This window comes from Enterobacter sp. T1-1 (assembly GCF_000710795.1).
In the GTDB taxonomy this organism is placed as follows: Bacteria; Pseudomonadota; Gammaproteobacteria; order Enterobacterales; family Enterobacteriaceae; genus Enterobacter; species Enterobacter cloacae.
Genome location: NZ_JALW01000001.1, coordinates 95,897 through 122,384, shown reverse-complemented (window position 1 = coordinate 122,384; position 26,488 = coordinate 95,897). Strand labels below are relative to the sequence as shown.

Below are 26,488 nucleotides of genomic sequence, written 5' to 3'. Positions count from 1 at the left end.
TTAGTGACGACCGTGGCCGTGACCATGTCCACCGCGACCTTTACCGCCGCGATCCCAGCCGCCACGGCGGTCATCACGGTCGTTCCAGCCTTCGCGATAACCACGCTCGTAGGCGTTGTTTTTGTACCAGCCGCGGTGCAAACCATTATCATGTTTCCACCAGCGGTCGCCGCGCCACTCATAGTGACGGTGCCAGTAGTCACGGTCGCGCCAGTAGCCACCGTCCCAGTATCTGCCGTAGTCGTCACGATCGCCAATTTGTAATTTTACTGATGGCAACAGGGTGATTTCGCCAGCAGTGGCGACCAGCGGGGCCGAAGCCAGTAATACCGCTGCAAGAATCAGTGACCTGAACATACTCTTCTCCTTCACGATCGGGGCCTTAGGGGGCCTGTTAACGCAATTTTACGAGTTGGGAAAGCCTCGTTTCATCGCCTCAACTCCGAATTCAGACGTGATAGCACTTTTTGCTAAAACAGGATTTATTTTGAGCTATTCAGGATCCCGTCTATGGTGGCAAGCTCTTCCGCCGTGAAATGGCGGTTCTCCAGCATGCCTACTGCATCGTCTATTTGCCCGGTTTTACTGGCGCCAATCAGTACGGAAGTTACCGCCTCGTGGCGCAAAATCCAGGCCAGCGCCATCTGAGACAGCTTCTGTCCCCGGCTTTCTGCCAGCGCGTTCAACTTTTTGACTTTTTCCAGTTTCTCCTGGGTTATCTGATCCGGGTTCAGGAACTTACTCCCGCTCGCGGCGCGGGAGTCCGCCGGAATGCCGTTCAGATAACGATCGGTCAGTTGACCACCCGCCAGCGGCGAGAATGGAATGCAGCCGACACCTTTTTCCTGCAAAACGTCCAGCAAGCCCGCTTCCGGCGCACGTTCAAACATTGAATATTTCGGCTGATGGATCAGACACGGCGTGCCGAGGTCATGAAGTATGTCGATAGCCTGCCGTGCAAGCTCGGCCGGGTAATTGGACAAACCGACATACAGGGCTTTCCCCTGACGCACCAGATGGTCAAGCGCTTTCATTGTCTCCTGCAGCGGCGTTTCCGGGTCTGGACGGTGGTGGTAGAAGATATCAACATACTCCAGCCCCATACGTTTCAGACTTTGATTCAGGCTTGCGATGAGATATTTGCGCGATCCCCAGTCACCGTAAGGGCCGTCCCACATGGTATAGCCCGCTTTCGTCGAGATGATCAGCTCATCGCGCCACGGCAGAAAATCTTCCTGAAAAATGCGGCCGAAATTGCGCTCTGCGGAACCGGGAGGCGGACCATAGTTATTGGCAAGGTCGAAGTGTGTTATACCAAGATCAAACGCGCGCTGTAAAAGTTGACGGCTGTTTTCGATAAGCGTGGCGTCACCGAAGTTGTGCCAGAGCCCAAGAGAGACGGCGGGTAATTTAACGCCACTTTGCCCACAGCGACGATACAGCATTGTCTGATAACGGTTTTTATCTGGCTGATAGTGCATTCTCATGACCTCTGGCGCTAAAAAGTAAGAACAGTGTATGCGTTTACACTGATGCGAAAAAACAGAGCATAGCGCAGCCTTTTTTGTAAAGCATTCTTTCCATACTCTTCTTTCTGCCATTTCTGGACAGCCATCACGCTTATTTAATACTCAAAGTGAGGTCAACGTCAGAAGGACACCTGTTATGCGAACCCCGTACTGCGTCGCCGATTACCTGCTGGACCGTCTTACAGATTGTGGTGCCGATCATCTGTTTGGCGTGCCGGGCGACTATAACCTGCAGTTTCTCGATCATGTCATCGACAGCCCGGATATCTGTTGGGTGGGCTGTGCCAATGAGCTAAACGCATCTTATGCCGCTGACGGATATGCCCGATGTAAGGGCTTTGCCGCGCTGCTGACAACATTTGGCGTAGGGGAATTAAGTGCCATGAACGGCATGGCCGGCAGCTTTGCCGAGCATGTTCCGGTGTTACACATTGTGGGGGCACCGGGCACGGCCTCACAGCAAAAAGGAGAGCTGCTGCACCACACGCTGGGTGATGGTGAGTTCCGCCACTTCTACCATATGAGTGAACCGATCACGGTCGCGCAGGCGATCCTGACCGAACAAAATGCCTGCTACGAAATCGACAGAGTGTTAACAACCATGCTGCGGGAGCGACGTCCAGGCTACCTGATGCTGCCTGCTGATGTGGCTAAAAAATCAGCCACGCCGCCTGTAAACGCTCTCACGTTAAAGACAGCGCATGCCGATAACGCCTGCCTGAAAGCGTTCCGAGACGCCGCCGAGAGCAGGCTGAAAACAAGCAAGCGTACCGCGCTGTTGGCCGATTTCCTGGTCCTGCGCCACGGCATGAAACATGCCCTGCAGAAATGGGTGAAAGAGGTGCCCATTGCCCACGCCACCATGCTGATGGGCAAGGGCATTTTTGACGAACGCCAGCCCGGTTTTTATGGCACGTACAGTGGTTCTGCAAGCGTCGGGGCGGTAAAAGAGGCCATCGAAGGGGCGGATACGGTACTGTGCATTGGCACGCGTTTTACTGATACCCTGACGGCGGGGTTTACCCATCAGCTGACGCAGGCGCAAACGATAGAAGTGCAGCCCCATGCCGCACGGGTGGGGGATGTCTGGTTTACCGGTATCCCTATGTCTGACGCGATCGAGACGCTGGTGGCTCTCTGCAAACAGTATGTCCACGATACCCTGGTGCCAGTCTCTCACAGCGGTATCGCCTTCCCGCAATCCGAGGGCTCGCTCACTCAGGAGAATTTCTGGAGCACCCTGCAAACCTTTATTCGCCCGGGTGACATTATTCTTGCCGACCAGGGGACGTCAGCCTTTGGTGCGATCGATTTGCGTCTGCCGGCAGATGTGAATTTTATCGTCCAGCCGCTGTGGGGCTCCATTGGCTACACCCTGGCCGCGGCGTATGGTGCCCAAACCGCCTGTCCAGACCGGCGCGTCATTGTGCTCACGGGGGATGGCGCCGCGCAGTTGACCATTCAGGAACTGGGCTCGATGCTGCGTGATAAACAGCACCCCATTATCCTGGTGCTCAACAATGAAGGGTACACCGTAGAAAGGGCCATTCATGGACCGGAACAGCGCTATAACGACATTGCCTTATGGAACTGGACGCAAATTCCGCAGGCACTGAGCCTGGATCCTCAGGCACAGTGCTGGCGGGTCAGTGAAGCGGAACAGCTGGCGGAGGTGCTCGAAAAAGTGGCACACCACGAGCGGCTATCACTGATTGAAGTGATGCTACCCAAAGCGGATATCCCGCCGCTGTTAGGGGCGATTACCAAAGCGCTGGAAGCGCGTAACAACGCCTGATCACTTGTCGTTACGCCAGGCCATCATCATCGGTTTGCCCGCCAGCAGGAGCCAGGCGGGCAACATCACGATGCAAAGTAACGGGATGAGAGTAGTATCCGGAACCACCACCGCGGCCATAAACAGGCTCAGCCAGGCATCACGCGTCACCACCAATACCAGCCCCAGAATAGAGCAAGAGACGGTAATCGCCGCCGGAACCGCATCCACATGTTCATGCAGCATCAGCCCCAACGCGACGCCAACAAAGACCGCCGGGAAGATCCGTCCGCCACGGAAACCGCACGCTGCCGCCACCACCAGCGCAGCCAGCTTTATGAGCGCAAACAGCAGATAATCGGACACGCTAAACACCTGACTGAAAGCCAGCTGTTGCATCTCATCCAGACCTTTAAACAGCGTTACCTTACCGCCGATGGCCCCTAAAATGCCGAGGATCAATCCGCCGACCCCGAGGATAAGCACCGGATGTTTGAGCTTATGCACCAGCCGGTGCAGACGCGGCAGACACCATACGGCGATCATCCCCAGCGCAATGGCAATAGCGACCACAACCGCACCGCTGAATATATCGGCTATCTGCATCTGGCCGTAGTGGGGAAGGGAGAGCGAGAAGTGTGGATTGAAAAACAGACTGGTGGTGAGCGCACCGGCCGCGGCGGCCATCAGTGGCGCAAAGAGTTTATCCCAGAGCGGCACGTCGTTATTGCTGGAGAGCGTCTGCGAGAAAATCAGCGCGGCCGCGACCGGCGTGCCGAAGAGCGCGCCAATGGTGCCAGCCGATGCCAGAATCGTCCAGTCCAGGGCCCCGACGCGGGGTAAAATGCGTGAACCGAGATACACCGCCAGACCGATGTTGACCGCCATGATCGGGTGTTCCGGCCCCAGGCTAACGCCGCCCGCCAGACCGATAATCAACGCGATAATGAGCCCTGGTAGCGCTGCAGGAGCGACCGGGGCACCAATCAGCGGTTCCAGCGCCGGATCAGGCCCGGCGTGCCCTGGGCTAAAGCGGATCACCAGACCCACCGCAACCCCCGTCAGGGTCAGCATCATTATGATCCATGCCGGCGAATCAACGCTGATACCCACCTGAGCCGGAAGCGCCGTCCATAACATCGTTTGCAGCACCGAGGCGACTTTCATCACGACGATAAGCACCAGGCTTGAGACAATACCAATAATTAAGGCCGGGATTGCCAGCAATAGCATGGTTCTGGCTCGCGGGTGGAGCATGATAATTTCCTTGTACAAAAAGGTATTACGTTACTTTGCACAATCAGCATTGTGGCAATAGTGCAAAAGGTGCTGAAACGGTAAAGTTATTCTGTGACGAAGATCGATAATCCCGGGGCATTCACCTTCCGGTCGTTGTTGTTATCACGCCTTGAATTTACAGTGTTCCAAAGATTTATTCTGACTTTAGCGGAGCAGTAGAAGAATGACAAAGTATGCTTTGGTAGGAGATGTGGGCGGCACTAACGCGCGCCTGGCATTATGCGATGTAAGTAGCGGTGAAATTTCCCAGGCGAAAACCTATTCAGGACTGGATTATCCCAGCCTTGAGGCCGTTGTACGCGTCTATCTGGAAGAGCACAAGGTCAGCGTTGACGATGGCTGTATCGCGATTGCCTGCCCGATTACCGGCGACTGGGTCGCGATGACCAACCATAGCTGGGCATTTTCCATCGCCGAGATGAAAAAGAACCTCGGCTTTGCACATCTGGAAATCATCAACGACTTTACTGCGGTGTCGATGGCCATCCCGATGCTGAAGCCAGAGCACCTGACTCAGTTTGGCGGTACTGCCCCGGTAGAAGGCAAGCCGATTGCCGTATACGGTGCCGGTACAGGGCTGGGCGTTTCGCATCTGGTTCATGTTGATAAGCGCTGGGTGAGTCTGCCGGGTGAAGGTGGCCACGTGGATTTTGCGCCGAACAGCGAAGAAGAGGGCATTATTCTGGAAGAGCTACGCGCTGAGATCGGCCACGTGTCGGCTGAGCGCGTGCTTTCCGGCCCGGGGCTGGTAAACCTGTATCGTGCGATTGTGAAGTCTGACGGCCGTCTGCCGGAAAATCTGCAGCCGAAAGACGTGACCGAGCGCGCACTGGCAGACAGCTGCATCGACTGCCGTCGCGCACTGTCGCTGTTCTGCGTGATCATGGGGCGTTTTGGTGGCAACCTGGCGCTTACGCTCGGCACCTTCGGTGGCGTTTACATTGCCGGTGGCATTGTGCCGCGCTTCCTGGAGTTCTTCAAAGCGTCAGGCTTCCGCGGCGGGTTCGAAGACAAAGGACGTTTTAAAAGCTACGTGCAGGACATTCCTGTTTACCTGATTGTGCACGACAACCCGGGTTTACTTGGCTCGGGCGCCCACCTGCGTCAGGTGCTCGGCCAGATCCTCTAAAACCCAGCCCCTCTCTTGCGGGAGAGGGGATTTACAGGTGCATTAACTGGCGGAACTCTTTGACCTTGCTGCGGCTCACTGGCACCTGAAAATCAAGATCCTTCAGGCGCAAAATGTAGGTATTGTTAAACCACGGCTCGATCTCGCGGATCTTGTTTAAATTCACACAAAACGAGCGGTGACAGCGGAAGAAATGCGCTGTCGGCAGCTTGCTGCAAAACTCGGTAATGTTCATCGCCATCACGTACGATTCCCGCCGCGTATAAACAAACGTCATCTTTTCATGGGCTTCGGCATAGTAGATATCGTTAACCGGCGTCACGATGATACGTTCATCCTTCACCAGGTTAATCGTGTCATTCTCACGTACTGCGGGGCTTGCGGTGACAGGGGCGTTCTGCTGTTGCCACGCGGCCTCCAGCTTTTGCAGCATGGTGACGATGCGCGACTCCTGGTAAGGCTTAAGGATATAGTCAAACGCCTCCAGCTCGAAGGCTTCAACCGCGTGCTCCTTCCAGGCGGTGACGAAGACAATAAACGGCTTATGGGCAAACTGATTGATGTTTTGCGCCAGTAATACGCCATCCAGCGACGGAATGTTGATATCAAGAAAAATGGCATCAACGCGGTTATGCTGCAAAAACTTCAGCACGTCCAGACCATCGTCAAACGTGCCCACGATCTCCATCTGACTGTGCGTTTTGATGAGCCAGCTCAGCTCCTGTTGAGCCAGAAACTCATCTTCTACAATGATCACTTTCACGGGTTACTCCGGCCTAAGGCAACAGGGATGTAGACGCATGAACGGGAGAGCGTTCATTCGGAATATAAAAGGCGATCTCGGTGCCCGGTTCAAGGCGCTGAATATGCAGCCCGTCGCCGTACAGCAGTTTGACCCGGTGGTGGACATTCAGCAGCCCAATCTTATTCCCCGGCATCTCGTTGGCCTCTACGCGCTCAATGACTTTAGGATCAATTCCGTGGCCGGTATCGCGCACGGCAATTCGCACGCGGTTGCCGCTTTCGGTCACGCTGATGGTCACCACCCCTTTCCCTTTACACGGCTGAATCCCGTGGACAATAGCGTTCTCAACCAGCGGCTGGATCAGCAGGCTTGGGATCACACAGTTGACCTCTTCATCAATATCGTAAATGACCGTGAGTTTGTCACCAAAGCGCGCCTGCTCAATCGCAATGTAATCCTTGATCTGATAAAGCTCTTTTTTAATGTCGATCTGCTCGTCATCTTTTAGCTCAATGTTGTAGCGCAGGTAGCGTGACAGATTGAAAATCAGCTGACGTGCGGTATCCGGATTAAGTCGAATGGACGAGGAGATCGCATTCAGCGCGTTAAACAGAAAATGAGGATTAATTTTACTCTGCAGCGCGCGCAGCTCTGCCTTATTTGCCATCTCGCGCAGCTGTTCCGCGCGGGAGACCTCCAGCTGGGTAGAAATAATCTGCGACAGCCCGATGGCCATCTCCTGCAGGGAGGAGGTGATCTGGTGCGCGTGGCAGTAGTAAATTTTCAGGGTTCCCGTCACCACGCCTTTCTCCCACAGCGGGATCACCAGCATGGAGTGAATTTCTGGGGTTCTGTGGGCTTCATCATTGTTTTTAATGATGATTTTACCGTAATTGATCGCCTGCCTGGTGGTGGGGCTGATGGTGTCATCGCTGTCCTGATAGTTATGCTCACCCACGCCAACATAGGCCAGGACGTGGTCGATATTGGTAATGGCCACGGCATCGGCATGAATATCGCGACGGATGATATCGCAGACCTGACGTAAGGATTCAGCGTTAACATGGCGGAAGAGCGGCAGCGTTTTGTTGGCGATATCCAGCGCCAGCTTGGCCTGACGTGCGGCGCTGGCCTCTTTTTCCCCTTCAACGCTTTGCACCAGCAGCACAATAAAACCGATACAGACGCTGCCGAGGATCATCGGAATGCCGATTTTAGAGACAATATCCAGCCCCAGCGCAATGGTGGGAGCCCAGACGACCACCAGAACCATGGTCAGCGTTTCGCACAGCATGCCCGCGATGATCCCGGCGCGCCAGTGCTGCTTTTTCGGGATTTTGCGGTTAATCCAGCCGGAAAGGACGCCGGCGATGATGCTGGTGATAAAACACGGCACCGCCGTCACGCCGCCGATATCTATCAGGTAACGATGTGTCCCGGCAATGAGACCCGTAATAATGCCCACCCAGGGGCCAAACAAGATCCCACCGGACATCACGGCGATAACACGCACGTTGACCAGCGACCCTTCTACCGGTACCCCGGACCAGGTGCTGAACAGGGCGAACAGTGAAAAGATGGCGGTAACGGCCAGCAGCTCTTTTGCCGAGTGGGCGGACTTGTGCAAAAGCTCGCGGAACAGGCGAATACGAATGAGGAAAAACAGGCAAATCAGCATTAATGCCGCACGGTCAAAAACCGCCAGCAGCATATCGAATATTTCGTGCACGAGTCGACCAGCGAAAAGAGGAAAGCCCAATGATAAAAAACCTGACGCCTGTTGACCAGCTATCCGTCGTGTTTATCAAATGAGGAAAAACCATAATCTTCAAAGGGGATTGAGAGTGGCTTCCTGAAGATGCCAGTTTTTTTACTCCTGGAGAACGACAAGGTAACAGTTTTGATATCATCATGTTAAAGACTGGGTGTTAAAATTGCACAATAAGCAGGGACGCTTCCGCTTTCGGTATCTGAAGGTTCCCGTTTTTAACGCGACATCTTTTTTTTGCTTAACCCCTCGACAGCATGTTTTTTTTCAGGTTATTTTCTAAACACGCCACATCGGTGGCAGCGTCGCTCGGACGGTCCGGGCGCTAACGTTAATCTGAGGAATCTATGGCTGAATTCAGTCCTGAACGCCGTTTTACGCGTATCGATCGTCTCCCCCCTTATGTTTTCAATATCACTGCTGAACTGAAGATGGCTGCGCGTCGTCGCGGCGAAGATATTATCGATTTCAGCATGGGTAACCCTGACGGCCCAACGCCTGCGCATATTGTTGAGAAGCTCTGCACGGTCGCCCAGCGCCCGGATACGCACGGTTACTCCACCTCTCGCGGCATTCCTCGATTACGTCGCGCGATCTCTCGCTGGTACCAGGATCGCTATCAGGTTGACATCGATCCGGAAAGTGAAGCCATTGTCACCATTGGCTCGAAAGAGGGGCTGGCGCACCTGATGCTGGCTACGCTGGATCATGGTGATACGGTGCTGGTGCCTAATCCAAGCTATCCCATCCATATTTACGGCGCGGTGATTGCCGGCGCGCAGGTTCGCTCTGTGCCGCTGGTGGAAGGGGTCGATTTCTTTAACGAGCTGGAACGTGCGATTCGTGAAAGCTATCCGAAACCGAAGATGATGATCCTCGGCTTCCCGTCTAACCCTACGGCGCAGTGCGTAGAACTCGACTTCTTTGAGAAAGTCGTCGCACTGGCGAAGCGTTACGATGTGCTGGTGGTACACGACTTAGCCTACGCCGATATTGTGTACGACGGCTGGAAAGCGCCTTCCATTATGCAGGTTCCGGGCGCACGTGATGTGGCGGTGGAATTCTTTACCCTGTCGAAAAGCTACAACATGGCGGGGTGGCGTATTGGCTTTATGGTGGGTAACAAAACGCTGGTGAGTGCACTGGCGCGTATTAAGAGTTACCACGATTACGGCACCTTTACCCCACTGCAGGTGGCCGCTATCGCCGCGCTGGAAGGCGATCAGCAGTGTGTTCATGATATTGCCGCCCAGTATAAACGCCGTCGCGATGTGCTGGTGAAAGGGCTGCATGAGGCTGGCTGGATGGTGGAAATGCCGAAAGCGTCAATGTATGTCTGGGCAAAAATCCCTGAGCCTTACGCGGCGATGGGGTCACTGGAGTTTGCCAAAAAGCTGTTGCAGGACGCGAAAGTCTGCGTCTCGCCGGGCATTGGCTTCGGTGATTATGGCGATACCCATGTACGGTTCGCGCTGATTGAAAACAGCGACCGTATTCGTCAGGCGGTGAGGGGCATTAAGAGTATGTTCCGCGCCGACGGGCTTCTCGCATCAAAGAGTGCCGTTGAACAGCACGAATCTTAATAACATAAAAAAACAGGAGCCAACGGCTCCTGTTTTTTTGACTGCATGTTCTTCGCTAGATCATCAGGGCGAAGGTTCCGGCCCACACTAAAACAATCACCGAAATGCCCATAAAGAAATATTTCACGTTTCATCGCTCCGCGTATCTTCTGGTACGCACTTAAAAACAGAGTCCACCTGATTATAGAGAACTGACATTTGCCCGAGACGGAAATGAGAATTATCCCGTTACGATGCAAACTCCAGCTCAGAATTCTGTGCTTTCCTGTTGCCAGACGGCGCTAATGTACGCCTAAAAATGAGGGGTGACAAGAGGCATTTTTTTAAATACTTTCCGTAACTTACGGGTGTCGTGGAACGGCGACAGTTTGATTTCAGAGCGCAATAAATCCACGTTGAGCGACGGCAAGAAAAGACAATTACTCAGGGTGATTACAGGTGATTGAAAAGGTTAGTTTCTTAGCAAAACTAACCTTTCTCCACATTAAATATAGAGAGACGCTTCGCCATGCGGCCGCGTTTTGAAACGGCGATGCATCCACAGATACTGCTCCGGCGCGCGCATAATTTCGGTCTCGATAACTTTATTGATGAACGCTGCGGCTTCGCATTCATTTTCCGGATAGTTTGCCATCTCTGGTGAGATGTGCAGACGATAGCCAGATTTATCAACCTTTCTTACCATTGTCACGGTCAGCATTGCGGCGCCTGACAGACGCGAAATCACGAACGTGCCGTTGGTGGTGGCGACATTTTTAACCGCAAAGAAGGGCGCAAAACTGCTGCCTTTACGTCCGTAATCCTGATCGGGTGCAAACCAGACGGCTTCGCCTTTCTTCAGGGCGCCGACCATACCGCGCAGATTGTTACGGCTGATCATCGCCTTATTGGAACGCATGCGACCACGGGTTTGTACCCACTCCATCAGCGGACTGTTGTGCGGGCGGTAGGTGGCCATCATCGGCTGACAAAGCCCCATTACTCGGCCGCCCAGCTCCAGCGACATAAAGTGGACACCAACCACCATCACGCCACGGTTTTGCATTTGCGCGCGTTTCAGGTTTTCGAGACCTTCAACGTCAAACCATTTGCGGACGCGCTCATCAGGCCAGAACCAGGCCATGCCGGTTTCAAGCAACGCCATGCCGATAGATTTAAAGTTCTCAGCAATCAGTGTTTCGCGCTGCTGCGCATTATACTGGGGAAAGCACAGTTCGAGATTTTTACGGGCAATAGATTCACGACGTTTGAGGAAGTGGCGGGACACGCTGCCGAGCCTGGAGCCCAGTACGCGGATCACAGGATAAGGAAGTTGAACCAGAAGCCAGAGTACGCCAAGACCAAACCATGTAAACCAGTAACGCGGGTGTAAAAACGCACGTTTGAAGTGGGATTGAGACAAAATAGTGAACCTATGTAAAGCCTTTGAAAGTAACGCATAAAGCGATACCACGTGCCAATTAGACCGTTGGACAAGGTCATGGTTGCAGGCTTTACCGATCTTTACGGCGTTGCCTGACCACTGCTGACGTTGGGTGGGCGGCGTAATGTAGCACCGTTATACGATATGTGCTATTACTCGTTTTTGATTAAAAAAGCGGCACCTGGAAAGGGTGTTGATTTTGTTGCTGTTGTTGATTATCACGCATGCCAGACGGTGAATCCGTGCGCTCATTCCCGTCGGACAAGCTAACGATCTCCCCTGGAGGGTGTAAATGGAAACCTATTTACAAACCGTAAGGGATGAGTGGATTCAGTTAATCAATGAAACGGATCCCCTCGTTCATCAACTTACTGCGCAACTGGCCAGCGATCATGCTTCTGGTCTGATTACGGAGTTTTATCGTGTGGTCCTGGCCGACCCTCATGCAGCGGAGTTTCTGACCACTGAGCAGGTTGAAAGGCAGCTGCAGGAAGCGCTGCGCCGTTGGCTTGTTGATGTTCTCTCCTGCCGGGTTGAACAGGTTGATGAACAGATGCGGGCTCAGCAGCGCGCCGCCGATGTTCACGCCCGAATAGGTATATCAGTCGACCTGGTTGAGATGGGTTTTCGGATCCTGAAAAAGCTGTTGTTACCCCTTATTAATGCCACACCACACCCTTCTGAGACCAAGTTAAGCATCTATCACTACGCCATTAACAGCATTGATCTGGCAATGGAGGTGATGTCGCGCGCCTATGTCTTCAGCGAGAACAATGCGGCAAAAGAGGACGAGAACTATCGAATCTTCTCGCTGATGGAAAATGCGGAAGTCGAGAAGGAGCGGCAGACCGCCGCATTACTGACGTGGGAACTGTCGCTGCTCTATAAAGTGATGCTGGACTCCAGCATCGACAATAGCCGGCCGCTCGGGCAGTCCGACTTTGGGCTGTGGTTCAGTCATAAGGGACGTCACTACTTCAGTGGTATTGCCGAAGCAGGGCATATCTCTCGTCTCATCCAGGAGTTCGACGCGGCTTTTCATGACGTTCGTCAGACAGACGATGCCCTTCACGACAGGCTGCGGCAGGTGCAATTTTTGCGGCTGACGCGAACGACCTTCTCGCAAATCGTGACCCTGCTGCATGAGCTGTTTGATGAGGTAGCCCGGCACGAGGTGGGCGTGGATGTGCTCACGCGTCTGCTCAACCGTCGCTTCCTGCCAACCATTTTTAAACGTGAAATTACCCAGGCAAGTCGTTCTGGTACGCCGCTGTCGGTGTTGCTTATTGATGTCGATAAGTTCAAGCAAATCAACGATACCTGGGGGCACAACACGGGAGATGAAATATTAAGAAAGGTTGCCGGGGCGTTTTATGACAACGTTCGCACCTGTGACTATGTCTTCCGCTACGGCGGAGATGAGTTTTTGATTGTGCTAACGGAAATCACCGAAGCCGATACCCTGCGCATTGCCGAGCGGATCCGCCGACGCGTGGAAAAAATTAAGGTTCATTCCCCGACTGGCGAGCCGATACCGTTGTCGCTTTCGATTGGGGCGGCCATGTTTAATGGTCATCCTGACTACGAACGTCTGATTCAGGCTGCGGATGAGGCGTTGTATGGGGCAAAACGACGGGGGCGAAACTGCGTGGAGTTATGGAAAGCGCAGTGATGTTTACTATCAAAGTGTCCCCTGCAGGAATCGAACCTGCAACTAGCCCTTAGGAGGGGCTCGTTATATCCATTTAACTAAGGGGACGAGGCGGCACGAGTATACCGTTATTTACACTTTGCGTTAAGCGCATTGCCGCCCGACTGCTCAAAGAGTCACCATTCAGGCCGATTTATTTGCCGACTTTTCATCATTTTCCTGCGCTTTCATCTCGGCTTTACGCTTATTAGACATGTCGTTACGGATCTGGGCATGACTCAACAGCGCAAAAATAAAGGTTCCGCCGCAGATGTTGCCCGCAAGCGTGGGCAGTGCAAATGGCCAGAAGAAATCGGTCCAGTGAAGCGTGCCGTTAAACACCAGATAGAGGATTTCTACAGTACCCACCACGATATGGGTGGTGTCGGCCAGCGCAATCAGCCACGTCATTAATATGATTACCACAATTTTGGCGCTGCCTGCGGAAGGGAACATCCAGACCATTGTCGCGATAATCCAGCCAGAGATAATGGCGTTAGAGAACATCTCCACGGGCGTGTTTTTCATCACATCCATACCGATTTTCACAAACGCATCCCGGGTGGGTTCATCAAATATCGGCATATATTCAAACGCCCAGGCGGCGATACCTGTGCCGATAAGGTTGCCCAGCAGGACCACGCTCCACAGACGCATCAGTAAGCCAAAGTTACCCAGAGTCGGGTTTTGCATGACAGGCAGAACGGCGGTAACGGTGTTTTCAGTAAAAAGCTGCTGGCGGGCCATAATGACGATGATAAAGCCGAAGGTGTAGCCCAGATTCTCCAGCAAAAAGCCACCGGGTACACCTTCAAGCTGCACATGGAAAATGCCCTTCGCAAGTAGCGATGCCCCCATCGAGAGGCCTGCCGCGATAGCGGACCACAGCAGGGCCATGGCATCGCGCTCCATCTCCTTTTCCCCATCCTGACGGATATGTTCATGGATCGCCATAGCACGGGAGGGAAGGCGATCTTCATCAATCTCTATCTTTTCACCGCGCTCTTTTTCCTCGCTCTCAATTTCAAGTTCTTCATTGCTCTCGCCAATTTTCTCTTCGCCCACGTCTTTCATAACCGCTCCAGTTGGGTGTTCTTTCTTTTAAGCGTAGCGGCTTTTAACAAAATGCCCGTGGGGATGCTCTTAAAGTGAGGGTTATGGCAACAAAGGTGAGACATCTCATTCAAAGCCATTATAAAATTGCCAGCGAAACGAATTCTAAAAGACAGGCTATGCTGAGATCAGAGTGACGGTGGTTACTACCCGTAATTGTGCTCATAGACATCGGTAAACGTGCTGATACAATCACTTGCACGTTTACAGACGGAGCATCAAATGCTCCGTTACGGATGGCAATCAACGATAGCCATACTGAACAGGGAGAATTTTATGAAACTTCGGCTGTCGGCGCTTGCGCTGGGCGCGACGATGCTTGTGGGCTGCGCCAGCTCCGGGGAGCAAACGGGACGCTCCGATCCTCTCGAAGGATTTAACCGCTCAATGTATAGCTTCAACTATAACGTGCTGGATCCGTATGTGGTTCGCCCGGTGGCGGTTGCATGGCGTGATTATGTTCCCCAGCCTGCGCGTAACGGGTTGAGCAATTTCACCAGTAACCTTGAAGAGCCAGCGGTGATGGTCAACTACTTCCTGCAAGGCGATCCGTATCAGGGGATGGTGCACTTTACTCGCTTCTTCCTGAACTCCCTGCTGGGGATGGGGGGCTTTATCGATGTCGCCGGCATGGCGAACCCGAAACTGCAGCGTGAACAGCCGCACCGCTTCGGGAGTACGCTGGGTCATTATGGCGTCGGTTACGGCCCGTACGTTCATCTGCCGTTCTATGGCAGCTTCACCGTGCGTGATGATGGCGGTGATATGGTGGATACGCTGTATCCGGTTCTTTCGTGGCTGACCTGGCCGCTGTCGATTGGTAAATGGACGGTAGAAGGGATTGAAACACGTGCGCAACTGCTCGATTCCGACGGTCTGCTGCGTCAGTCTTCCGATCCATACATCATGGTGCGTGAAGCTTACTTCCAGAATCATGACTTTATTGCCAATGGTGGCAAGCTGAAGCCGGAAGAGAATCCAAACGCGAAGGCAATCGAGAACGAATTAAAAGATATCGATTCGGAATAAATAAAAAAGGTGAGCGATGCTCACCTTTTTTGATCCCTGCGCGAATTAGAACGCGTAGTTGAAGTTCAGGCCATACAGCCAGGCTTTACCTTCGGAAGAGAACTCATACGGACCTTCCTTGAAGCTGACTTTTTGACCGTGCATATACGAAACACCTGCATCGACAGAGGCATCTTTGTTGAATGCATAGGTCGCACCGGCGCTCAGCCAGAAGCGGTCCTGATCCGGAATGGAGATAGAACGTTTGTCAGCCGGAACCGGGCTATCATCGAAGGCAATACCGGTACGGAACGTCCAGTTGTCATCCATATAGTAGGTGGTACCCAGCGCGATGCGGTAGGCATCACGGAAGCTTTCATCTTTATAGAACAGCGTGTCGCCTTTGCTGTTGGTCGCTTTCAGCTCCTGGAACTGGCTCCAGCTGGTGTAGGTCAGGCTATAGTGAATCGCCCACTGTGGTGCCACGCGGTTATAACCGGACAATTCCCACATTTCCGGTAAGTGCAGGCTCAGAGAACCGCCAGTGGTACGGCCATCGGTGCCCATTGGCAGGCCGAAGGTGCCGAGGATCTGGTTATAAGCAGAAGGCAGGCTGCTCTTGTAGTCGCCGTCAAAGTCGATTTTCACTTCGGAACGGTAGGTGAAACCGTAACGGTTGTTTTTATCGAGTTCATAAAGGATACCGGCGTTCCAGCCAAAGCCCCACTCGTCACCCTTCAGATAGGCGATCTGGGTGTCTGCCGGGATCCCTGCAACCTGTTGTGCCAGAGGCGGCGGCAGTGCGCCGGAGCCCGCAACGATTTTGCCGAGATCGCCCGCGTAACGTTCGATTTTCGCTTTAGCGTAAACGGCATCAAAGCCAACGCCGAAGCTCCAGTTACTGTTCAGACGGTAAGCACCGCTCAGGTTCAGGTTCAGAGTCTCAAGGTCGGTTTTACCGCCATAGGCTCCTGCTGCGTAGTCGTTATTAAACTCGGTCGCTAAACCATAGTTAGAGGTTACGGATGCACCCCAGCCAAACTGGTCGTTGATTGGCGCGACGAAGTGCAGGTTTGGCACCCATGCCGTTGGCGCGATGTTATCGGAATTCAGGCTGGCTCCGCTTGGGGAACGGCCCGTAATATCCACACCCGGATCAACAAAGATGGCGCCCGCTGAGAACGTTGGGCGATCAAACATCATGATCAGCGCAGGGTTACGACTGGCGTTACCTGCATCATCAGCAATTGCACCTTCCCCGGAATACGCACGGCCAAGGCCAGAGGAAGAAAATTCGTTTAACTGGAAGCCCGCTGACCAGGCGGACGTAGAGACGATTGCCACTGCGACTGCCAGCGCAGTCTTGTTGAACAGGGTTTTCTGGCTCATGACCATAACCTCATTGAGTTATTTTTATTCAATAATTGTTACATACCGTAACAGGAGCGCGAAGTGTAGGGTCTGAGGTATGACATACAAATCAGACCAGTGGCCAGAGTATAGGTCTGACCAGCTAGAATGTTGCAAGTTTGTTTATTAATATTTTCAAACATGTTTCTTGAAACGAGATCTGGTTGGCAAAAATGTGACCATCCCGACTCACCCAAAAGGGCGAATTTTGTTTTAGATCATTTTTTAGTGTGATATTGGTCACTTATCCCGTTTTGCGCCATTAACGGCTGGAGAGCGTCTGCATCGGGGCGTAAAATATCAGCATCGTGTTTGTCTCGCGTCCTGCGCGAATACAGAGGAAATTGAGATATGAGTAAATGCAGTGCTGATGAAACCCCGGTTTGCTGCTGTATGGATGTTGGTACCATCATGGACAACTCCGATTGCACCGCCTCTTACAGCCGCGTGTTCACCAACCGTGCCGAAGCGGAAGAAACCCTGGCGGCGCTGAGCAAGCGCGCGCGCGACGTAGAATCCGATCCGTGTGAAATCAAGTCCACCTTCACGGAAGTGGACGGCGGCGTGAAGCTGGATATCGACTTTGTCTTCGCCTGCGAAGCTGAAACGCTGATTTTCCAACTCGGTCTGCGTTAATCTCCGCGGCCTGATGCCCTCTCCTACGGGTGAGGGTGCAAACACTCAAAACGGTAACCTCTGGGTTACCGTTTTGTTTTTACCTCGGGGCATTTTCTTTTTTCTTCTCTGTGTTTTAGTTCGCATTTTTTCGTTTCCCCAATTGGCTGAATGTAAAAAAATGGTTAAGACTATTTATCAGGTCAGACCACTTTATGTTTGCAAAATTTTTACAGGGGAATGTTATGAGTCAGGCATTACCGCTTATCACCCGACAAGGTGACCGCATTGCCATTGTCAGTGGATTGCGTACGCCGTTTGCGCGTCAGGCGACAGCGTTTCACGGCATACCGGCCGTTGACCTGGGGAAAATGGTGGTGGGGGAGATGCTGGCTCGCAGCGAAATACCGCCTGACGTCATTGAGCAGCTGGTTTTTGGCCAGGTTGTTCAGATGCCAGAAGCCCCGAACATTGCACGAGAAATTGTCCTTGGCACCGGAATGAACGTGCATACGGATGCTTACAGCGTCAGCCGTGCGTGTGCAACCAGCTTTCAGGCAGTGGCAAACGTGGCCGAAAGCCTGATGGCGGGCACCATCCGCGCCGGGATCGCCGGCGGGGCAGACTCATCCTCCGTGCTGCCGATAGGGGTCAGTAAAAAGCTGGCCCGCATTCTGGTGGATGCAAATAAAGCGCGCACCGCCGGGCAAAAACTTAAACTCTTCTCGCGTTTACGCCTTCGTGACCTGATGCCGGTTCCACCTGCGGTGGCTGAATACTCCACCGGCCTGCGCATGGGCGACACCGCCGAGCAGATGGCCAAAACCTACGGCATTACCCGGGAGCAGCAGGATGCGCTGGCTCACCGTTCCCATCAGCTGGCGGCGAAAGCCTGGTCGGAAGGCAAACTTAACGACGAGGTGATGACCGCGTATATCCCGCCTTACCGCGAACCGCTGGTGGAAGATAACAACATTCGTGGCACCTCGACGCTGGCGGACTATGCCAGACTGCGTCCGGCATTCGACCGCAAACACGGCACCGTTACGGCCGCCAACAGTACTCCGCTGACCGATGGTGCTGCCGCGGTGATCCTGATGACCGAATCGCGAGCCAAAGAGCTGGGCCTTACCCCGCTCGGTTATCTGCGCAGCTACGCGTTCACGGCGATCGACGTCTGGCAGGACATGCTGTTAGGCCCGGCCTGGTCCACGCCGCTGGCGCTGGATCGCGCAGGGTTGACCCTCGCTGATTTAACGCTGATTGATATGCACGAGGCCTTTGCCGCACAAACCCTGGCCAACGTCCAGCTACTGGCCAGCGAACGTTTTGCTCGCGATGTGCTTGGCCGCGCCCATGCCACTGGAGAAGTGGACCAAAGCAAATTTAACGTACTGGGCGGCTCTATCGCCTACGGTCATCCGTTTGCGGCAACGGGCGCAAGGATGATCACCCAAACATTACATGAGTTACGTCGCCGTGGCGGCGGTTTTGGCCTCGTCACCGCCTGCGCGGCGGGCGGTCTTGGGGCAGCAATGGTTCTGGAGGCTGAATAATGGCAATGGCATCTGCATTTAATCTGACGGTTCGCCTCGATAACGTGGCTGTGATTACCATTGATGTCCCCGACGAAAAGATGAATACCCTGAAGGCGGAATTTGGCGTTCAGGTGCGCGAGATGTTAAAGCAGATCCGCGAGAACAAAGCGATTCGCGGCCTGGTGTTTATCTCGGCAAAGCCAGACAACTTTATTGCCGGGGCCGATATCAACATGATCGCCCGGGCGCAAAGCGCGCAGGAGGCGGAAGAGCTGGCGCGCCAGGGGCAGCAGGTGATGGCAGAGATCCATTCGCTGCCGATCCCGGCGATCGCCGCGATCCACGGTGCATGCCTGGGCGGTGGGCTGGAGCTGGCGCTGGCCTGTCACAGTCGTATTTGTACTGACGACGCGAAAACCGTTCTTGGGTTGCCGGAAGTACAGCTTGGGCTGCTTCCCGGCTCCGGTGGAACGCAGCGTCTGCCGCGGCTGGTTGGCGTTAGTACAGCGCTGGAGATGATCTTAACCGGCAAACAGCTGCGCGCCCGTCAGGCGCTGAAAGCGGGGCTGGTTGATGACGTCGTTCCGCATTCCATTTTGCTGGAAGCCGCCGTAGAGCTGGCGCTGAAGGGACGTCAGGCAAGACGTGTTCTGCCGGTACGTGAGCGCGTCCTGGCCGGGCCGCTGGGGCGGGCGCTGCTGTTTAGCATGGTGGGCAAGAAAACCGAACAAAAGACCAAAGGCAACTATCCGGCGGCGAAGCGCATTCTTGAGGTGATTGAAACCGGGTTGTCGCAGGGCAGCAGCAGCGGTTATGCCGCAGAGGCAAAAGCCTTTGGTGAACTGGCGATGACGCCGCAATCGCAGGCGTTGCGCAGCATCTTCTTTGCCAGCACTGACGTTAAAAAAGATCCGGGCAGTGACGCTGAACCTGCGCCGCTCAATGCTGTTGGCGTCCTCGGGGGCGGACTGATGGGCGGTGGTATTGCGTTTGTCACAGCCAGCAAAGCCAAATTGCCCGTACGTATCAAAGACATCAACCCGAAAGGGATCAACCACGCGCTGCAGTACAGCTGGCAGAACCTTGATCGGAAGGTTAAACGCCGCCATATCAAGGCAAGCGAGCGGGATAAAACCGTGGCCATGATCAGCGGCACTACGGACTACCGTGGTTTTGCCCATCGCGATCTGGTGATTGAAGCGGTGTTTGAAGACCTGGCGCTTAAGCAGCAGATGGTTGCGGACGTTGAGCAACATTGTGCGCCGCACACGATTTTCGCCTCGAACACCTCTTCATTACCGATTGGTGATATCGCAGCGAAAGCCGCGCGTCCTGAGCAGGTGATTGGCCTGCACTTTTTTAGTCCGGTTGAAAAAATGCCGCTGGTTGAGGTTATTCCACACGCGTCAACCAGCCCGCAGACTGTCTCTACGGTAGTGAAACTGGCGAAAAAGCAGGGCAAAACCCCGATCGTCGTGGCGGATAAAGCGGGTTTCTACGTCAACCGCATTCTGGCGCCGTATATCAACGAAGCGATGCGCCTGCTGGTGGAAGGGGAGAAGATCGAACACGTCGACGAGGCGCTGGTCAAGTTTGGTTTCCCCGTTGGGCCCATCCAACTTTTGGATGAGGTAGGAATAGACACCGGCACTAAAATTATACCTGTGCTGGAGGCCGCATACGGCGAGCGTTTTAGCCCGCCTGCAAACATTGTTTCTGCAATTTTGAAGGACGATCGCAAAGGCAGAAAAAATGAACGCGGTTTCTATCTTTACGGTGCAAAAGGGCGTAAAAGCAAGAAACAGGTCGACCCTTCGGTCTATGGGCTTATCCCAACAACCGGACAGGCGAAACTGTCTGCCGTTCAGTGTGCTGAACGCTGTGTGATGATGATGCTTAATGAAGCCGCACGCTGTTTTGGCGAGCAGGTGATTAAAAGCGCACGCGATGGCGATATTGGCGCCGTATTTGGTATTGGTTTCCCGCCGTTCCTTGGCGGCCCGTTCCGTTACATGGACACCCTCGGAGCGGGTGAAGTGGTTGCGATTCTGCAACGTCTTGCCACGCAGTATGGTCCCCGGTTTACACCCTGTGACGAATTATTGCAGATGGCGGAACGGGGCCAGACATTTTGGCCAGCAAGGGAAACTGTCCTCGTAAGTTGAGGTCAAAGAAGGGTAAATCCGGCGGTGAATGAATCTGATTTGGCGATTTTGTAAACAGAGATTGACTATACTTACGCCATTGAGGTAAAAAACAGCGTTTCATTCACCGAATGGATCAGGCACAATGCCCGGCCATCGGGTTTTCTACCTCAAGCATCAATCGCGGGTAGTTAACGCCGGTGATTCTGGTTAACAAAAGCGGTGCAATATGCAAGTTTTTATCATGCGTCACGGCGACGCGGCACTCGATGCCGCCAGTGACTCAGTACGTCCTTTAACCGTCTGCGGCTGCGACGAATCTCGTCAGATGGCGAACTGGCTTAAAGGTCAAAAAGTGGACATTGAACGCGTTCTGGTGAGTCCGTTCCTGCGTGCTGAACAGACGCTGGATGTGGTAGGGGAGTGTATGAACCTGCCGACCAGCGTGGATGTTCTCCCTGAACTCACGCCGTGTGGTGATGTCGGCCTTGTCAGTGCCTACCTGCAGGCGCTGTGCAATGAAGGTGTCGCTTCTGCACTGGTCATTTCCCACCTGCCACTGGTTGGCTATCTGGTATCTGAACTGTGCCCGGGCGAGACGCCACCGATGTTTACAACCTCCGCCATTGCCAACGTCACCCTCGACGAAACCGGCAAAGGGGTCTTCAACTGGCAAATGAGTCCATGCAATCTCCGGATGGCGAAAGCAATCTGAGGTGACGTGCGATAAGGCGGGAGCCACTATGCCTCCCGCCATGTTCTCAGGGCAGTTCTGGCGGTTGCCACTCTTCAACTTCAATCAACACCAGCAAGGCGGCATCTCCGCCGTACTCTTTGGGCGCCTGATGAAACGCCATCACGTGTGGATGCTGAGCCAGCCACAGCGGCGTTTGTTGCTTAAGAACATGTTTACCGTGACCGTGCATCACGCAGGCACAAAACACATGTTCGCGGCGACAGGCGGCAATCAACGCCCCCAGCTCCTGTTTCGCCTGCATCTGCGTCAAACCATGCAAATCGAGAAACAGCTCGGGTGAATAATCTCCCCGGCGTAATTTTTTCAGCTCAAAGTGGCTGACATCTTCGCGAACGTACTTGACCGCACCCTGCGTGTTAAGCAGCGGCTGAAACTCATCGGAAAAATAGTGGCTATTATCCGCCTGCTCCTGCAATAGCCTTTTGACCGGTACTTCGCTGACTTTTTTGCGCATCGGCCGGTGGACAATCGTGTCCTGCTTGATTTGACGCGTCCCGGTCATGAGCTGACGGAAGAGCGCCTGATCCTCCTCGCTGAGCGATGTTTTCTTTTTCATTCGTCGTTCTCATCTCGTATTTCCGATAGTGTACCCGACTAAACGCATTTTTTAACCTCAAGCGGTACGCGTCATTGCTGATTTATCGCCGTCTTCATGGCAAACTAGCCGCCGAAAATTATGCGAGCATGCCCTGGAGGAAAGAGTGGATAAAATTTTTGTCGATGAAGCAGTAAACGAGCTGCATACCATACAGGACATGTTGCGCTGGTCGGTTAGCCGCTTCAGCGCCGCCAATATCTGGTACGGACACGGCACGGATAACCCGTGGGATGAAGCTGTTCAACTGGTGCTGCCTTCTCTCTACCTGCCGCTCGATATTCCGGAAGACATGCGCACCGCGCGTCTGACCTCCAGCGAAAAGCACCGCATCGTTGAGCGTGTGATCCGCCGCGTGAACGAGCGTATTCCGGTAGCCTATCTGACCAACAAAGCCTGGTTCTGCGGTCACGAATTCTATGTTGATGAACGCGTGCTGGTGCCGCGCTCGCCGATTGGTGAGCTGATCAACAACCACTTCGAAGGGCTGATTAACCGTCAACCGCAGCACATTCTGGATATGTGTACCGGCAGCGGCTGCATTGCCATTGCCTGCGCTTATGCCTTCCCGGAAGCGGAAGTGGACGCGGTGGACATCTCCACCGACGCACTGGCGGTAACCGAGCACAACATTGAAGAACACGGGCTGATCCACCATGTTACGCCTATCCGCTCCGATCTGTTCCGTGACCTGCCGACGCTGCAGTACGATCTGATCGTAACCAACCCGCCGTACGTGGATGCGGAAGATATGTCCGATCTGCCGAACGAATATCGTCACGAGCCAGAATTGGGCCTGGCATCGGGTTCTGACGGCCTGAAGCTGACCCGTCGCATTCTGGCCTGCGCACCGGATTATCTGACCGACGACGGCGTTCTGATTTGTGAAGTGGGCAACAGCATGGTACATCTGATAGAGCAGTACCCGGATGTGCCGTTCACCTGGCTCGAGTTCGACAACGGCGGTGACGGCGTCTTTATGCTGACCAAAGCGCAGCTGCTCGACGCGCGCGAACATTTCAGCATCTACAAAGATTAATCCAGCGGGCTTCGGCCCGTTTCACAACGCTCACACACAAATAACGACATCGGAGCCGTGATGGCAGGAAACAGTATTGGACAAATATTCCGCGTGACCACCTTTGGTGAGTCGCACGGGCTGGCACTGGGCTGTATTGTTGACGGCGTACCGCCAGGCATCGAACTCACCGAAGCCGATTTACAGCACGACCTTGACCGTCGTCGTCCGGGCACCTCTCGCTACACCACGCAGCGTCGCGAGCCGGACCAGGTCAAAATTCTCTCAGGCGTTTTTGAAGGCCGTACCACCGGGACCAGTATTGGTCTGCTGATTGAAAACACCGACCAACGTTCTCAGGACTACGGTGCCATCAAAGATGTGTTCCGTCCGGGCCACGCTGACTACACCTACGAACAAAAGTACGGTTTTCGCGACTATCGCGGCGGTGGACGCTCCTCCGCCCGTGAAACTGCGATGCGCGTCGCCGCAGGGGCGATTGCTAAGAAATACCTGCAGCAGAAATTTGGCATCGTGATCCGCGGTTGCCTGACCCAGATGGGTGACATTCCGCTGGCCATTAAAGACTGGGAGCAGGTTGAACAAAACCCGTTCTTCTGTGCTGATGTTGAGAAACTGGAGGCGCTGGACGAGCTGATGCGTGGCCTGAAAAAAGAGGGCGACTCTATCGGTGCAAAAGTGACCGTGGTGGCTGACGGCGTACCGCCAGGCTGGGGTGAGCCTGTATTTGACCGTCTGGACGCGGACATTGCCCACGCGCTGATGAGCATCAATGCAGTGAAGGGCGTCGAAATTGGCGACGGTTTTGACGTGGTTCAGCTTCGCGGCAGCCAGAACCGTGACGAAATTACAAAAGAGGGCTTCCAGAGCAATCATGCGGGTGGCATTCTCGGCGGCATCAGCAGCGGGCAGCAAATTATTGCCAATATCGCGCTGAAGCCAACGTCCAGCATTACCGTGCCGGGCCACACAATTAACCGCTCTGGTGAAGAAGTTGAGATGATCACCAAAGGACGTCACGATCCGTGTGTCGGGATCCGCGCGGTGCCGATCGCAGAAGCCATGCTGGCAATCGTGTTGATGGATCACTTCCTGCGCCAGCGTGCGCAGAATGCGGATGTGACGACCACCATTCCACGCTGGTAACTATGAAAAAAACCGCAATTGTTCTGCTGGCGCTACTCGCCAGTGGGGCCAGTCTGGCCGCCACGCCATGGCAAAAAATCACTCACCCGGTGGCGGGAAGCGCGCAGTCGATTGGTGCGTTCTCCAATGGCTGTATCGTTGGTGCGCAGGAACTTCCTCTGCAGTCGGATACTTATCAGGTGATGCGTACCGACCAGCGTCGTTACTTCGGCCACCCGGATCTGGTGCTGTTTATCCAGCGTCTGGGTAACCAGGTGCATAACCTGGGGCTGGGTACGATGCTGATTGGCGATATGGGTATGCCTGCTGGCGGTCGTTTCAACGGTGGGCACGCCAGTCACCAGACCGGGCTGGATGTGGATATTTTCCTGCAGTTGCCTAAAACGCGCTGGACCTCGGCCCAACTGCTGAAGCCGCAGGCGCTGGATCTGGTGGCGCGCGACGGCAAAAGCGTTGTGCCGTCGCTGTGGACCCCGGATGTTTTCAGCCTGATTAAGCTGGCAGCGAAGGACAACGAGGTCACGCGGATCTTCGTTAACCCGGCCATCAAGCAGCAGCTCTGCCTGGATGAGGGAACCGATCGCGACTGGCTGCGCAAAGTGCGTCCGTGGTTCCAGCATCGTGCGCATATGCACGTACGTCTGCGCTGCCCGGCAAACAGTCTGGAATGTGAAGATCAGCCGCTACCACCGCCAGGCGATGGCTGCGGTGCGGAACTGCAAAGCTGGTTTGAACCGGCAAAACCTGGAACCTCTAAGCCTGAGAAGAAGACACCGCCTCCGTTGCCGCCTTCCTGCCAGGCGCTACTGGATGAGCATGTACTTTAATGGATAATTTCGTCGACCTGTTTATGGTGTCACCGCTGCTGCTGGTGGTGCTGTTCTTTGTGGCAATGCTGGCCGGTTTTATCGATGCCCTCGCGGGCGGTGGCGGATTGCTTACCGTTCCGGCGCTGCTGGCGGCGGGCATGAGCCCGGCTCAGGCGCTTGCCACCAACAAGCTTCAGGCCTGCGGCGGGTCCCTTTCTGCGTCGCTCTATTTTATTCGCCGTAAGGTGGTTAATCTTGCCGACCAGAAGCTCAATATTCTGATGACCTTCATCGGCTCAACCTCCGGTGCGCTGTTGGTTCAGCACGTACAGTCTGACATTCTGCGTCAGATCCTGCCGGTGCTGGTCATCTGTATTGGCCTCTACTTTCTGCTGATGCCAAAGCTTGGTGAAGAGGACAGGCAGCGTCGGCTGCATGGTCTGCCGTTCGCGCTTATCGCAGGCGGCTGCGTCGGGTTTTACGATGGCTTCTTTGGCCCAGGCGCCGGGTCGTTCTATGCCCTGGCGTTTGTCACGCTGGCCGGATTTAACCTCGCCAAATCTACCGCCCACGCTAAAGTGCTGAATGCCACCTCGAACGTCGGCGGTCTGCTGCTGTTTATCATCGGCGGCAAGGTTATCTGGGCAACCGGGTTTGTGATGATGGCGGGGCAGTTTTTAGGCGCGCGCGCGGGCTCGCGTCTGGTATTAAGCAAAGGACAGAAGCTGATTCGCCCGATGATCGTCATCGTCTCGGCGGTGATGAGCGCCAAGCTTCTTTATGACAGCCATGGACAGGAGATCCTCACCTGGCTGGGGATGAACGCATGAACAGTACGCATAACTATGAACAGCTGATTGAGATTTTTGACGGCTGTTTTGCTGATGATTTTAATACCCGTCTGATTAAAGGCGACGACGAACCGATCTATCTTCCTGCTGATGCAGAGGTGCCCTATAACCGCATCGTGTTTGCGCATGGTTTTTACGCCAGTGGCCTGCATGAGATTTCACACTGGTGCATTGCGGGAAAAGCGCGTCGCGAGCTGGTGGACTTTGGTTACTGGTACTGTCCGGACGGACGTGACGCGGCCACGCAGGGTCAGTTTGAAGATGTGGAAGTCAAACCGCAGGCGCTGGAGTGGCTGTTCTGCGTGGCGGCGGGTTTCCCGTTCAACGTCAGCTGTGACAATCTCGAAGGGGATTTCGAGCCAGACCGTATTCTCTTCCAGCGCCGCGTACATGCGCAGGTGATGGAGTATCTTGAGAAAGGCATCCCGGAACGCCCGGCACGCCTGATCAAGGCTTTACAGAATTATTACCATACGCCGGAGATCACGGCGGAATGCTTCCCGTGGCCGGAAGATCTTTAACA

24 protein-coding genes and 1 tRNA gene are annotated in these 26,488 nt (G+C 54.3%); 14 read left to right on the top strand and 11 right to left on the bottom strand.

Annotated features, from left to right (window positions below; genetic code table 11):
• Both AK59_RS0100550 and mgrA read right to left on the bottom strand, forming a co-directional pair.
• A complete protein-coding gene (locus tag AK59_RS0100550; protein WP_013098185.1) occupies positions 1-357 on the bottom strand; it encodes a DUF2502 domain-containing protein in 357 nt (118 codons plus the stop codon).
• A gap of 125 nt (positions 358-482) precedes the next feature.
• Complete coding sequence (gene mgrA / locus AK59_RS0100545; protein WP_029881753.1) at positions 483-1,481, bottom strand: L-glyceraldehyde 3-phosphate reductase; 999 nt, start codon at positions 1,479-1,481, stop codon at positions 483-485.
• 184 nt (positions 1,482-1,665) lie between these two features.
• Between mgrA and ipdC the strand changes: the two genes are divergently transcribed.
• Entirely contained in the window at positions 1,666-3,324 is a 1,659-nt protein-coding gene (ipdC, locus tag AK59_RS0100540; RefSeq protein WP_029881752.1) for an indolepyruvate decarboxylase, read from the top strand.
• On the opposite strand, the gene AK59_RS0100535 is transcribed toward ipdC, so the two are convergent.
• Positions 3,325-4,560, bottom strand: coding sequence for an ion channel protein (locus AK59_RS0100535; RefSeq protein WP_029881751.1), 1,236 nt, complete (start codon positions 4,558-4,560; stop codon positions 3,325-3,327).
• Positions 4,561-4,765: 205 nt separating this feature from the next.
• Here AK59_RS0100535 and glk point away from each other — a divergent pair, with 205 nt between their 5' ends.
• The gene (gene glk, locus AK59_RS0100530; protein WP_029881750.1) at positions 4,766-5,731 is read left to right on the top strand and encodes a glucokinase; all 966 of its coding nucleotides are present in this window, start codon (positions 4,766-4,768) and stop codon (positions 5,729-5,731) included.
• A gap of 31 nt (positions 5,732-5,762) precedes the next feature.
• On the opposite strand, the gene AK59_RS0100525 is transcribed toward glk, so the two are convergent.
• Together AK59_RS0100525 and AK59_RS0100520 are read right to left on the bottom strand one after the other, a co-directional pair.
• Positions 5,763-6,494: a LytR/AlgR family response regulator transcription factor gene (locus AK59_RS0100525; RefSeq protein ID WP_013098180.1), complete on the bottom strand. Its 732-nt coding sequence runs from the start codon at positions 6,492-6,494 to the stop codon at positions 5,763-5,765.
• Positions 6,495-6,507: 13 nt separating this feature from the next.
• Positions 6,508-8,205: a sensor histidine kinase gene (locus tag AK59_RS0100520; protein ID WP_032618314.1), complete on the bottom strand. Its 1,698-nt coding sequence runs from the start codon at positions 8,203-8,205 to the stop codon at positions 6,508-6,510.
• A gap of 386 nt (positions 8,206-8,591) precedes the next feature.
• Between AK59_RS0100520 and alaC the strand changes: the two genes are divergently transcribed.
• Positions 8,592-9,827, top strand: coding sequence for an alanine transaminase (gene alaC / locus AK59_RS0100515; protein ID WP_020690608.1), 1,236 nt, complete (start codon positions 8,592-8,594; stop codon positions 9,825-9,827).
• Positions 9,828-9,882: 55 nt separating this feature from the next.
• On the opposite strand, the gene ypdK is transcribed toward alaC, so the two are convergent.
• The gene (ypdK, locus tag AK59_RS1000000124865; RefSeq protein WP_099458937.1) at positions 9,883-9,954 is read right to left on the bottom strand and encodes a membrane protein YpdK; all 72 of its coding nucleotides are present in this window, start codon (positions 9,952-9,954) and stop codon (positions 9,883-9,885) included.
• Between the two features lie 357 nt (positions 9,955-10,311).
• Complete coding sequence (lpxP, locus tag AK59_RS0100510; RefSeq protein WP_168733726.1) at positions 10,312-11,232, bottom strand: kdo(2)-lipid IV(A) palmitoleoyltransferase; 921 nt, start codon at positions 11,230-11,232, stop codon at positions 10,312-10,314.
• Positions 11,233-11,542: 310 nt separating this feature from the next.
• On the opposite strand from lpxP, the gene AK59_RS0100505 reads away from it, so the two are divergent.
• Positions 11,543-12,922 (top strand): diguanylate cyclase, encoded by a 1,380-nt coding sequence (locus AK59_RS0100505; protein WP_013098174.1) that lies wholly within the window; start codon positions 11,543-11,545, stop codon positions 12,920-12,922.
• A gap of 15 nt (positions 12,923-12,937) precedes the next feature.
• On the opposite strand, the gene AK59_RS0100500 is transcribed toward AK59_RS0100505, so the two are convergent.
• Both AK59_RS0100500 and AK59_RS0100495 read right to left on the bottom strand, forming a co-directional pair.
• Positions 12,938-13,009, bottom strand: a tRNA-Arg gene (locus tag AK59_RS0100500).
• Between the two features lie 75 nt (positions 13,010-13,084).
• A complete protein-coding gene (locus tag AK59_RS0100495) occupies positions 13,085-14,014 on the bottom strand; it encodes a formate/nitrite transporter family protein (protein WP_029881748.1) in 930 nt (309 codons plus the stop codon).
• Between the two features lie 315 nt (positions 14,015-14,329).
• On the opposite strand from AK59_RS0100495, the gene mlaA reads away from it, so the two are divergent.
• Positions 14,330-15,082: a phospholipid-binding lipoprotein MlaA gene (mlaA, locus tag AK59_RS0100490; RefSeq protein ID WP_013098159.1), complete on the top strand. Its 753-nt coding sequence runs from the start codon at positions 14,330-14,332 to the stop codon at positions 15,080-15,082.
• A gap of 45 nt (positions 15,083-15,127) precedes the next feature.
• Here mlaA and fadL read toward each other — a convergent pair whose 3' ends face one another.
• Complete coding sequence (gene fadL / locus AK59_RS0100485; RefSeq protein ID WP_014832806.1) at positions 15,128-16,450, bottom strand: long-chain fatty acid transporter FadL; 1,323 nt, start codon at positions 16,448-16,450, stop codon at positions 15,128-15,130.
• Positions 16,451-16,822: 372 nt separating this feature from the next.
• Between fadL and AK59_RS0100480 the strand changes: the two genes are divergently transcribed.
• The 4 genes from AK59_RS0100480 (at position 16,823) to sixA (ending at position 21,483) form a co-directional block, all read left to right on the top strand.
• Entirely contained in the window at positions 16,823-17,107 is a 285-nt protein-coding gene (locus AK59_RS0100480) for a YfcZ/YiiS family protein (RefSeq protein ID WP_014832805.1), read from the top strand.
• A 224-nt stretch (positions 17,108-17,331) separates the two neighbouring features.
• Positions 17,332-18,642, top strand: coding sequence for an acetyl-CoA C-acyltransferase FadI (gene fadI, locus AK59_RS0100475; RefSeq protein WP_020690612.1), 1,311 nt, complete (start codon positions 17,332-17,334; stop codon positions 18,640-18,642).
• Positions 18,642-20,789 carry a fatty acid oxidation complex subunit alpha FadJ gene (gene fadJ / locus AK59_RS0100470; RefSeq protein WP_029881747.1) on the top strand — a complete coding sequence of 716 codons (2,148 nt, stop codon included), beginning with the start codon at positions 18,642-18,644 and terminating at the stop codon, positions 20,787-20,789. The genes fadI and fadJ overlap by 1 nt, the downstream gene beginning before the upstream one ends.
• A 208-nt stretch (positions 20,790-20,997) precedes the next feature.
• Positions 20,998-21,483, top strand: a complete 486-nt coding sequence (gene sixA / locus AK59_RS0100465; RefSeq protein ID WP_014832802.1) for a phosphohistidine phosphatase SixA — start codon at positions 20,998-21,000, stop codon at positions 21,481-21,483.
• Between the two features lie 46 nt (positions 21,484-21,529).
• Here the strand turns inward: sixA and smrB are convergent, their stop codons facing one another.
• Positions 21,530-22,081 carry an endonuclease SmrB gene (gene smrB / locus AK59_RS0100460; protein WP_013098153.1) on the bottom strand — a complete coding sequence of 184 codons (552 nt, stop codon included), beginning with the start codon at positions 22,079-22,081 and terminating at the stop codon, positions 21,530-21,532.
• Positions 22,082-22,226: 145 nt separating this feature from the next.
• Here smrB and prmB point away from each other — a divergent pair, with 145 nt between their 5' ends.
• The 5 genes from prmB to AK59_RS0100435 are packed head-to-tail and all read left to right on the top strand — an operon-like array spanning position 22,227 to position 26,486.
• A complete protein-coding gene (prmB, locus tag AK59_RS0100455; protein WP_013098152.1) occupies positions 22,227-23,159 on the top strand; it encodes a 50S ribosomal protein L3 N(5)-glutamine methyltransferase in 933 nt (310 codons plus the stop codon).
• Between the two features lie 60 nt (positions 23,160-23,219).
• Positions 23,220-24,305: a chorismate synthase gene (gene aroC / locus AK59_RS0100450; protein WP_023619788.1), complete on the top strand. Its 1,086-nt coding sequence runs from the start codon at positions 23,220-23,222 to the stop codon at positions 24,303-24,305.
• Positions 24,306-24,307: 2 nt separating this feature from the next.
• Positions 24,308-25,132: a penicillin-insensitive murein endopeptidase gene (mepA, locus tag AK59_RS0100445; RefSeq protein ID WP_029881746.1), complete on the top strand. Its 825-nt coding sequence runs from the start codon at positions 24,308-24,310 to the stop codon at positions 25,130-25,132.
• Positions 25,132-25,944, top strand: coding sequence for a sulfite exporter TauE/SafE family protein (locus AK59_RS0100440; protein ID WP_013098149.1), 813 nt, complete (start codon positions 25,132-25,134; stop codon positions 25,942-25,944). The genes mepA and AK59_RS0100440 overlap by 1 nt, the downstream gene beginning before the upstream one ends.
• The gene (locus AK59_RS0100435; protein ID WP_013098148.1) at positions 25,941-26,486 is read left to right on the top strand and encodes an elongation factor P hydroxylase; all 546 of its coding nucleotides are present in this window, start codon (positions 25,941-25,943) and stop codon (positions 26,484-26,486) included. Before AK59_RS0100440 ends, AK59_RS0100435 begins: the two co-directional genes overlap by 4 nt.
• Positions 26,487-26,488: the final 2 nt, after the last annotated feature.

What these genes read in the sequence shown, in the direction of transcription:
- AK59_RS0100550 (WP_013098185.1), bottom strand. Translation starts at nt 357, where the DNA reads ATGTTCAGGTCACTGATTCTTGCAGCGGTATTACTGGCTTCGGCCCCG.
- mgrA (WP_029881753.1), bottom strand. Translation starts at nt 1,481, where the DNA reads ATGCACTATCAGCCAGATAAAAACCGTTATCAGACAATGCTGTATCGT.
- ipdC (WP_029881752.1), top strand. Translation starts at nt 1,666, where the DNA reads ATGCGAACCCCGTACTGCGTCGCCGATTACCTGCTGGACCGTCTTACA.
- AK59_RS0100535 (WP_029881751.1), bottom strand. Translation starts at nt 4,560, where the DNA reads ATGCTCCACCCGCGAGCCAGAACCATGCTATTGCTGGCAATCCCGGCC.
- glk (WP_029881750.1), top strand. Translation starts at nt 4,766, where the DNA reads ATGACAAAGTATGCTTTGGTAGGAGATGTGGGCGGCACTAACGCGCGC.
- alaC (WP_020690608.1), top strand. Translation starts at nt 8,592, where the DNA reads ATGGCTGAATTCAGTCCTGAACGCCGTTTTACGCGTATCGATCGTCTC.
- AK59_RS0100505 (WP_013098174.1), top strand. Translation starts at nt 11,543, where the DNA reads ATGGAAACCTATTTACAAACCGTAAGGGATGAGTGGATTCAGTTAATC.
- AK59_RS0100495 (WP_029881748.1), bottom strand. Translation starts at nt 14,014, where the DNA reads ATGAAAGACGTGGGCGAAGAGAAAATTGGCGAGAGCAATGAAGAACTT.
- mlaA (WP_013098159.1), top strand. Translation starts at nt 14,330, where the DNA reads ATGAAACTTCGGCTGTCGGCGCTTGCGCTGGGCGCGACGATGCTTGTG.
- fadL (WP_014832806.1), bottom strand. Translation starts at nt 16,450, where the DNA reads ATGAGCCAGAAAACCCTGTTCAACAAGACTGCGCTGGCAGTCGCAGTG.
- AK59_RS0100480 (WP_014832805.1), top strand. Translation starts at nt 16,823, where the DNA reads ATGAGTAAATGCAGTGCTGATGAAACCCCGGTTTGCTGCTGTATGGAT.
- fadI (WP_020690612.1), top strand. Translation starts at nt 17,332, where the DNA reads ATGAGTCAGGCATTACCGCTTATCACCCGACAAGGTGACCGCATTGCC.
- fadJ (WP_029881747.1), top strand. Translation starts at nt 18,642, where the DNA reads ATGGCAATGGCATCTGCATTTAATCTGACGGTTCGCCTCGATAACGTG.
- sixA (WP_014832802.1), top strand. Translation starts at nt 20,998, where the DNA reads ATGCAAGTTTTTATCATGCGTCACGGCGACGCGGCACTCGATGCCGCC.
- smrB (WP_013098153.1), bottom strand. Translation starts at nt 22,081, where the DNA reads ATGAAAAAGAAAACATCGCTCAGCGAGGAGGATCAGGCGCTCTTCCGT.
- aroC (WP_023619788.1), top strand. Translation starts at nt 23,220, where the DNA reads ATGGCAGGAAACAGTATTGGACAAATATTCCGCGTGACCACCTTTGGT.
- mepA (WP_029881746.1), top strand. Translation starts at nt 24,308, where the DNA reads ATGAAAAAAACCGCAATTGTTCTGCTGGCGCTACTCGCCAGTGGGGCC.
- AK59_RS0100440 (WP_013098149.1), top strand. Translation starts at nt 25,132, where the DNA reads ATGGATAATTTCGTCGACCTGTTTATGGTGTCACCGCTGCTGCTGGTG.
- AK59_RS0100435 (WP_013098148.1), top strand. Translation starts at nt 25,941, where the DNA reads ATGAACAGTACGCATAACTATGAACAGCTGATTGAGATTTTTGACGGC.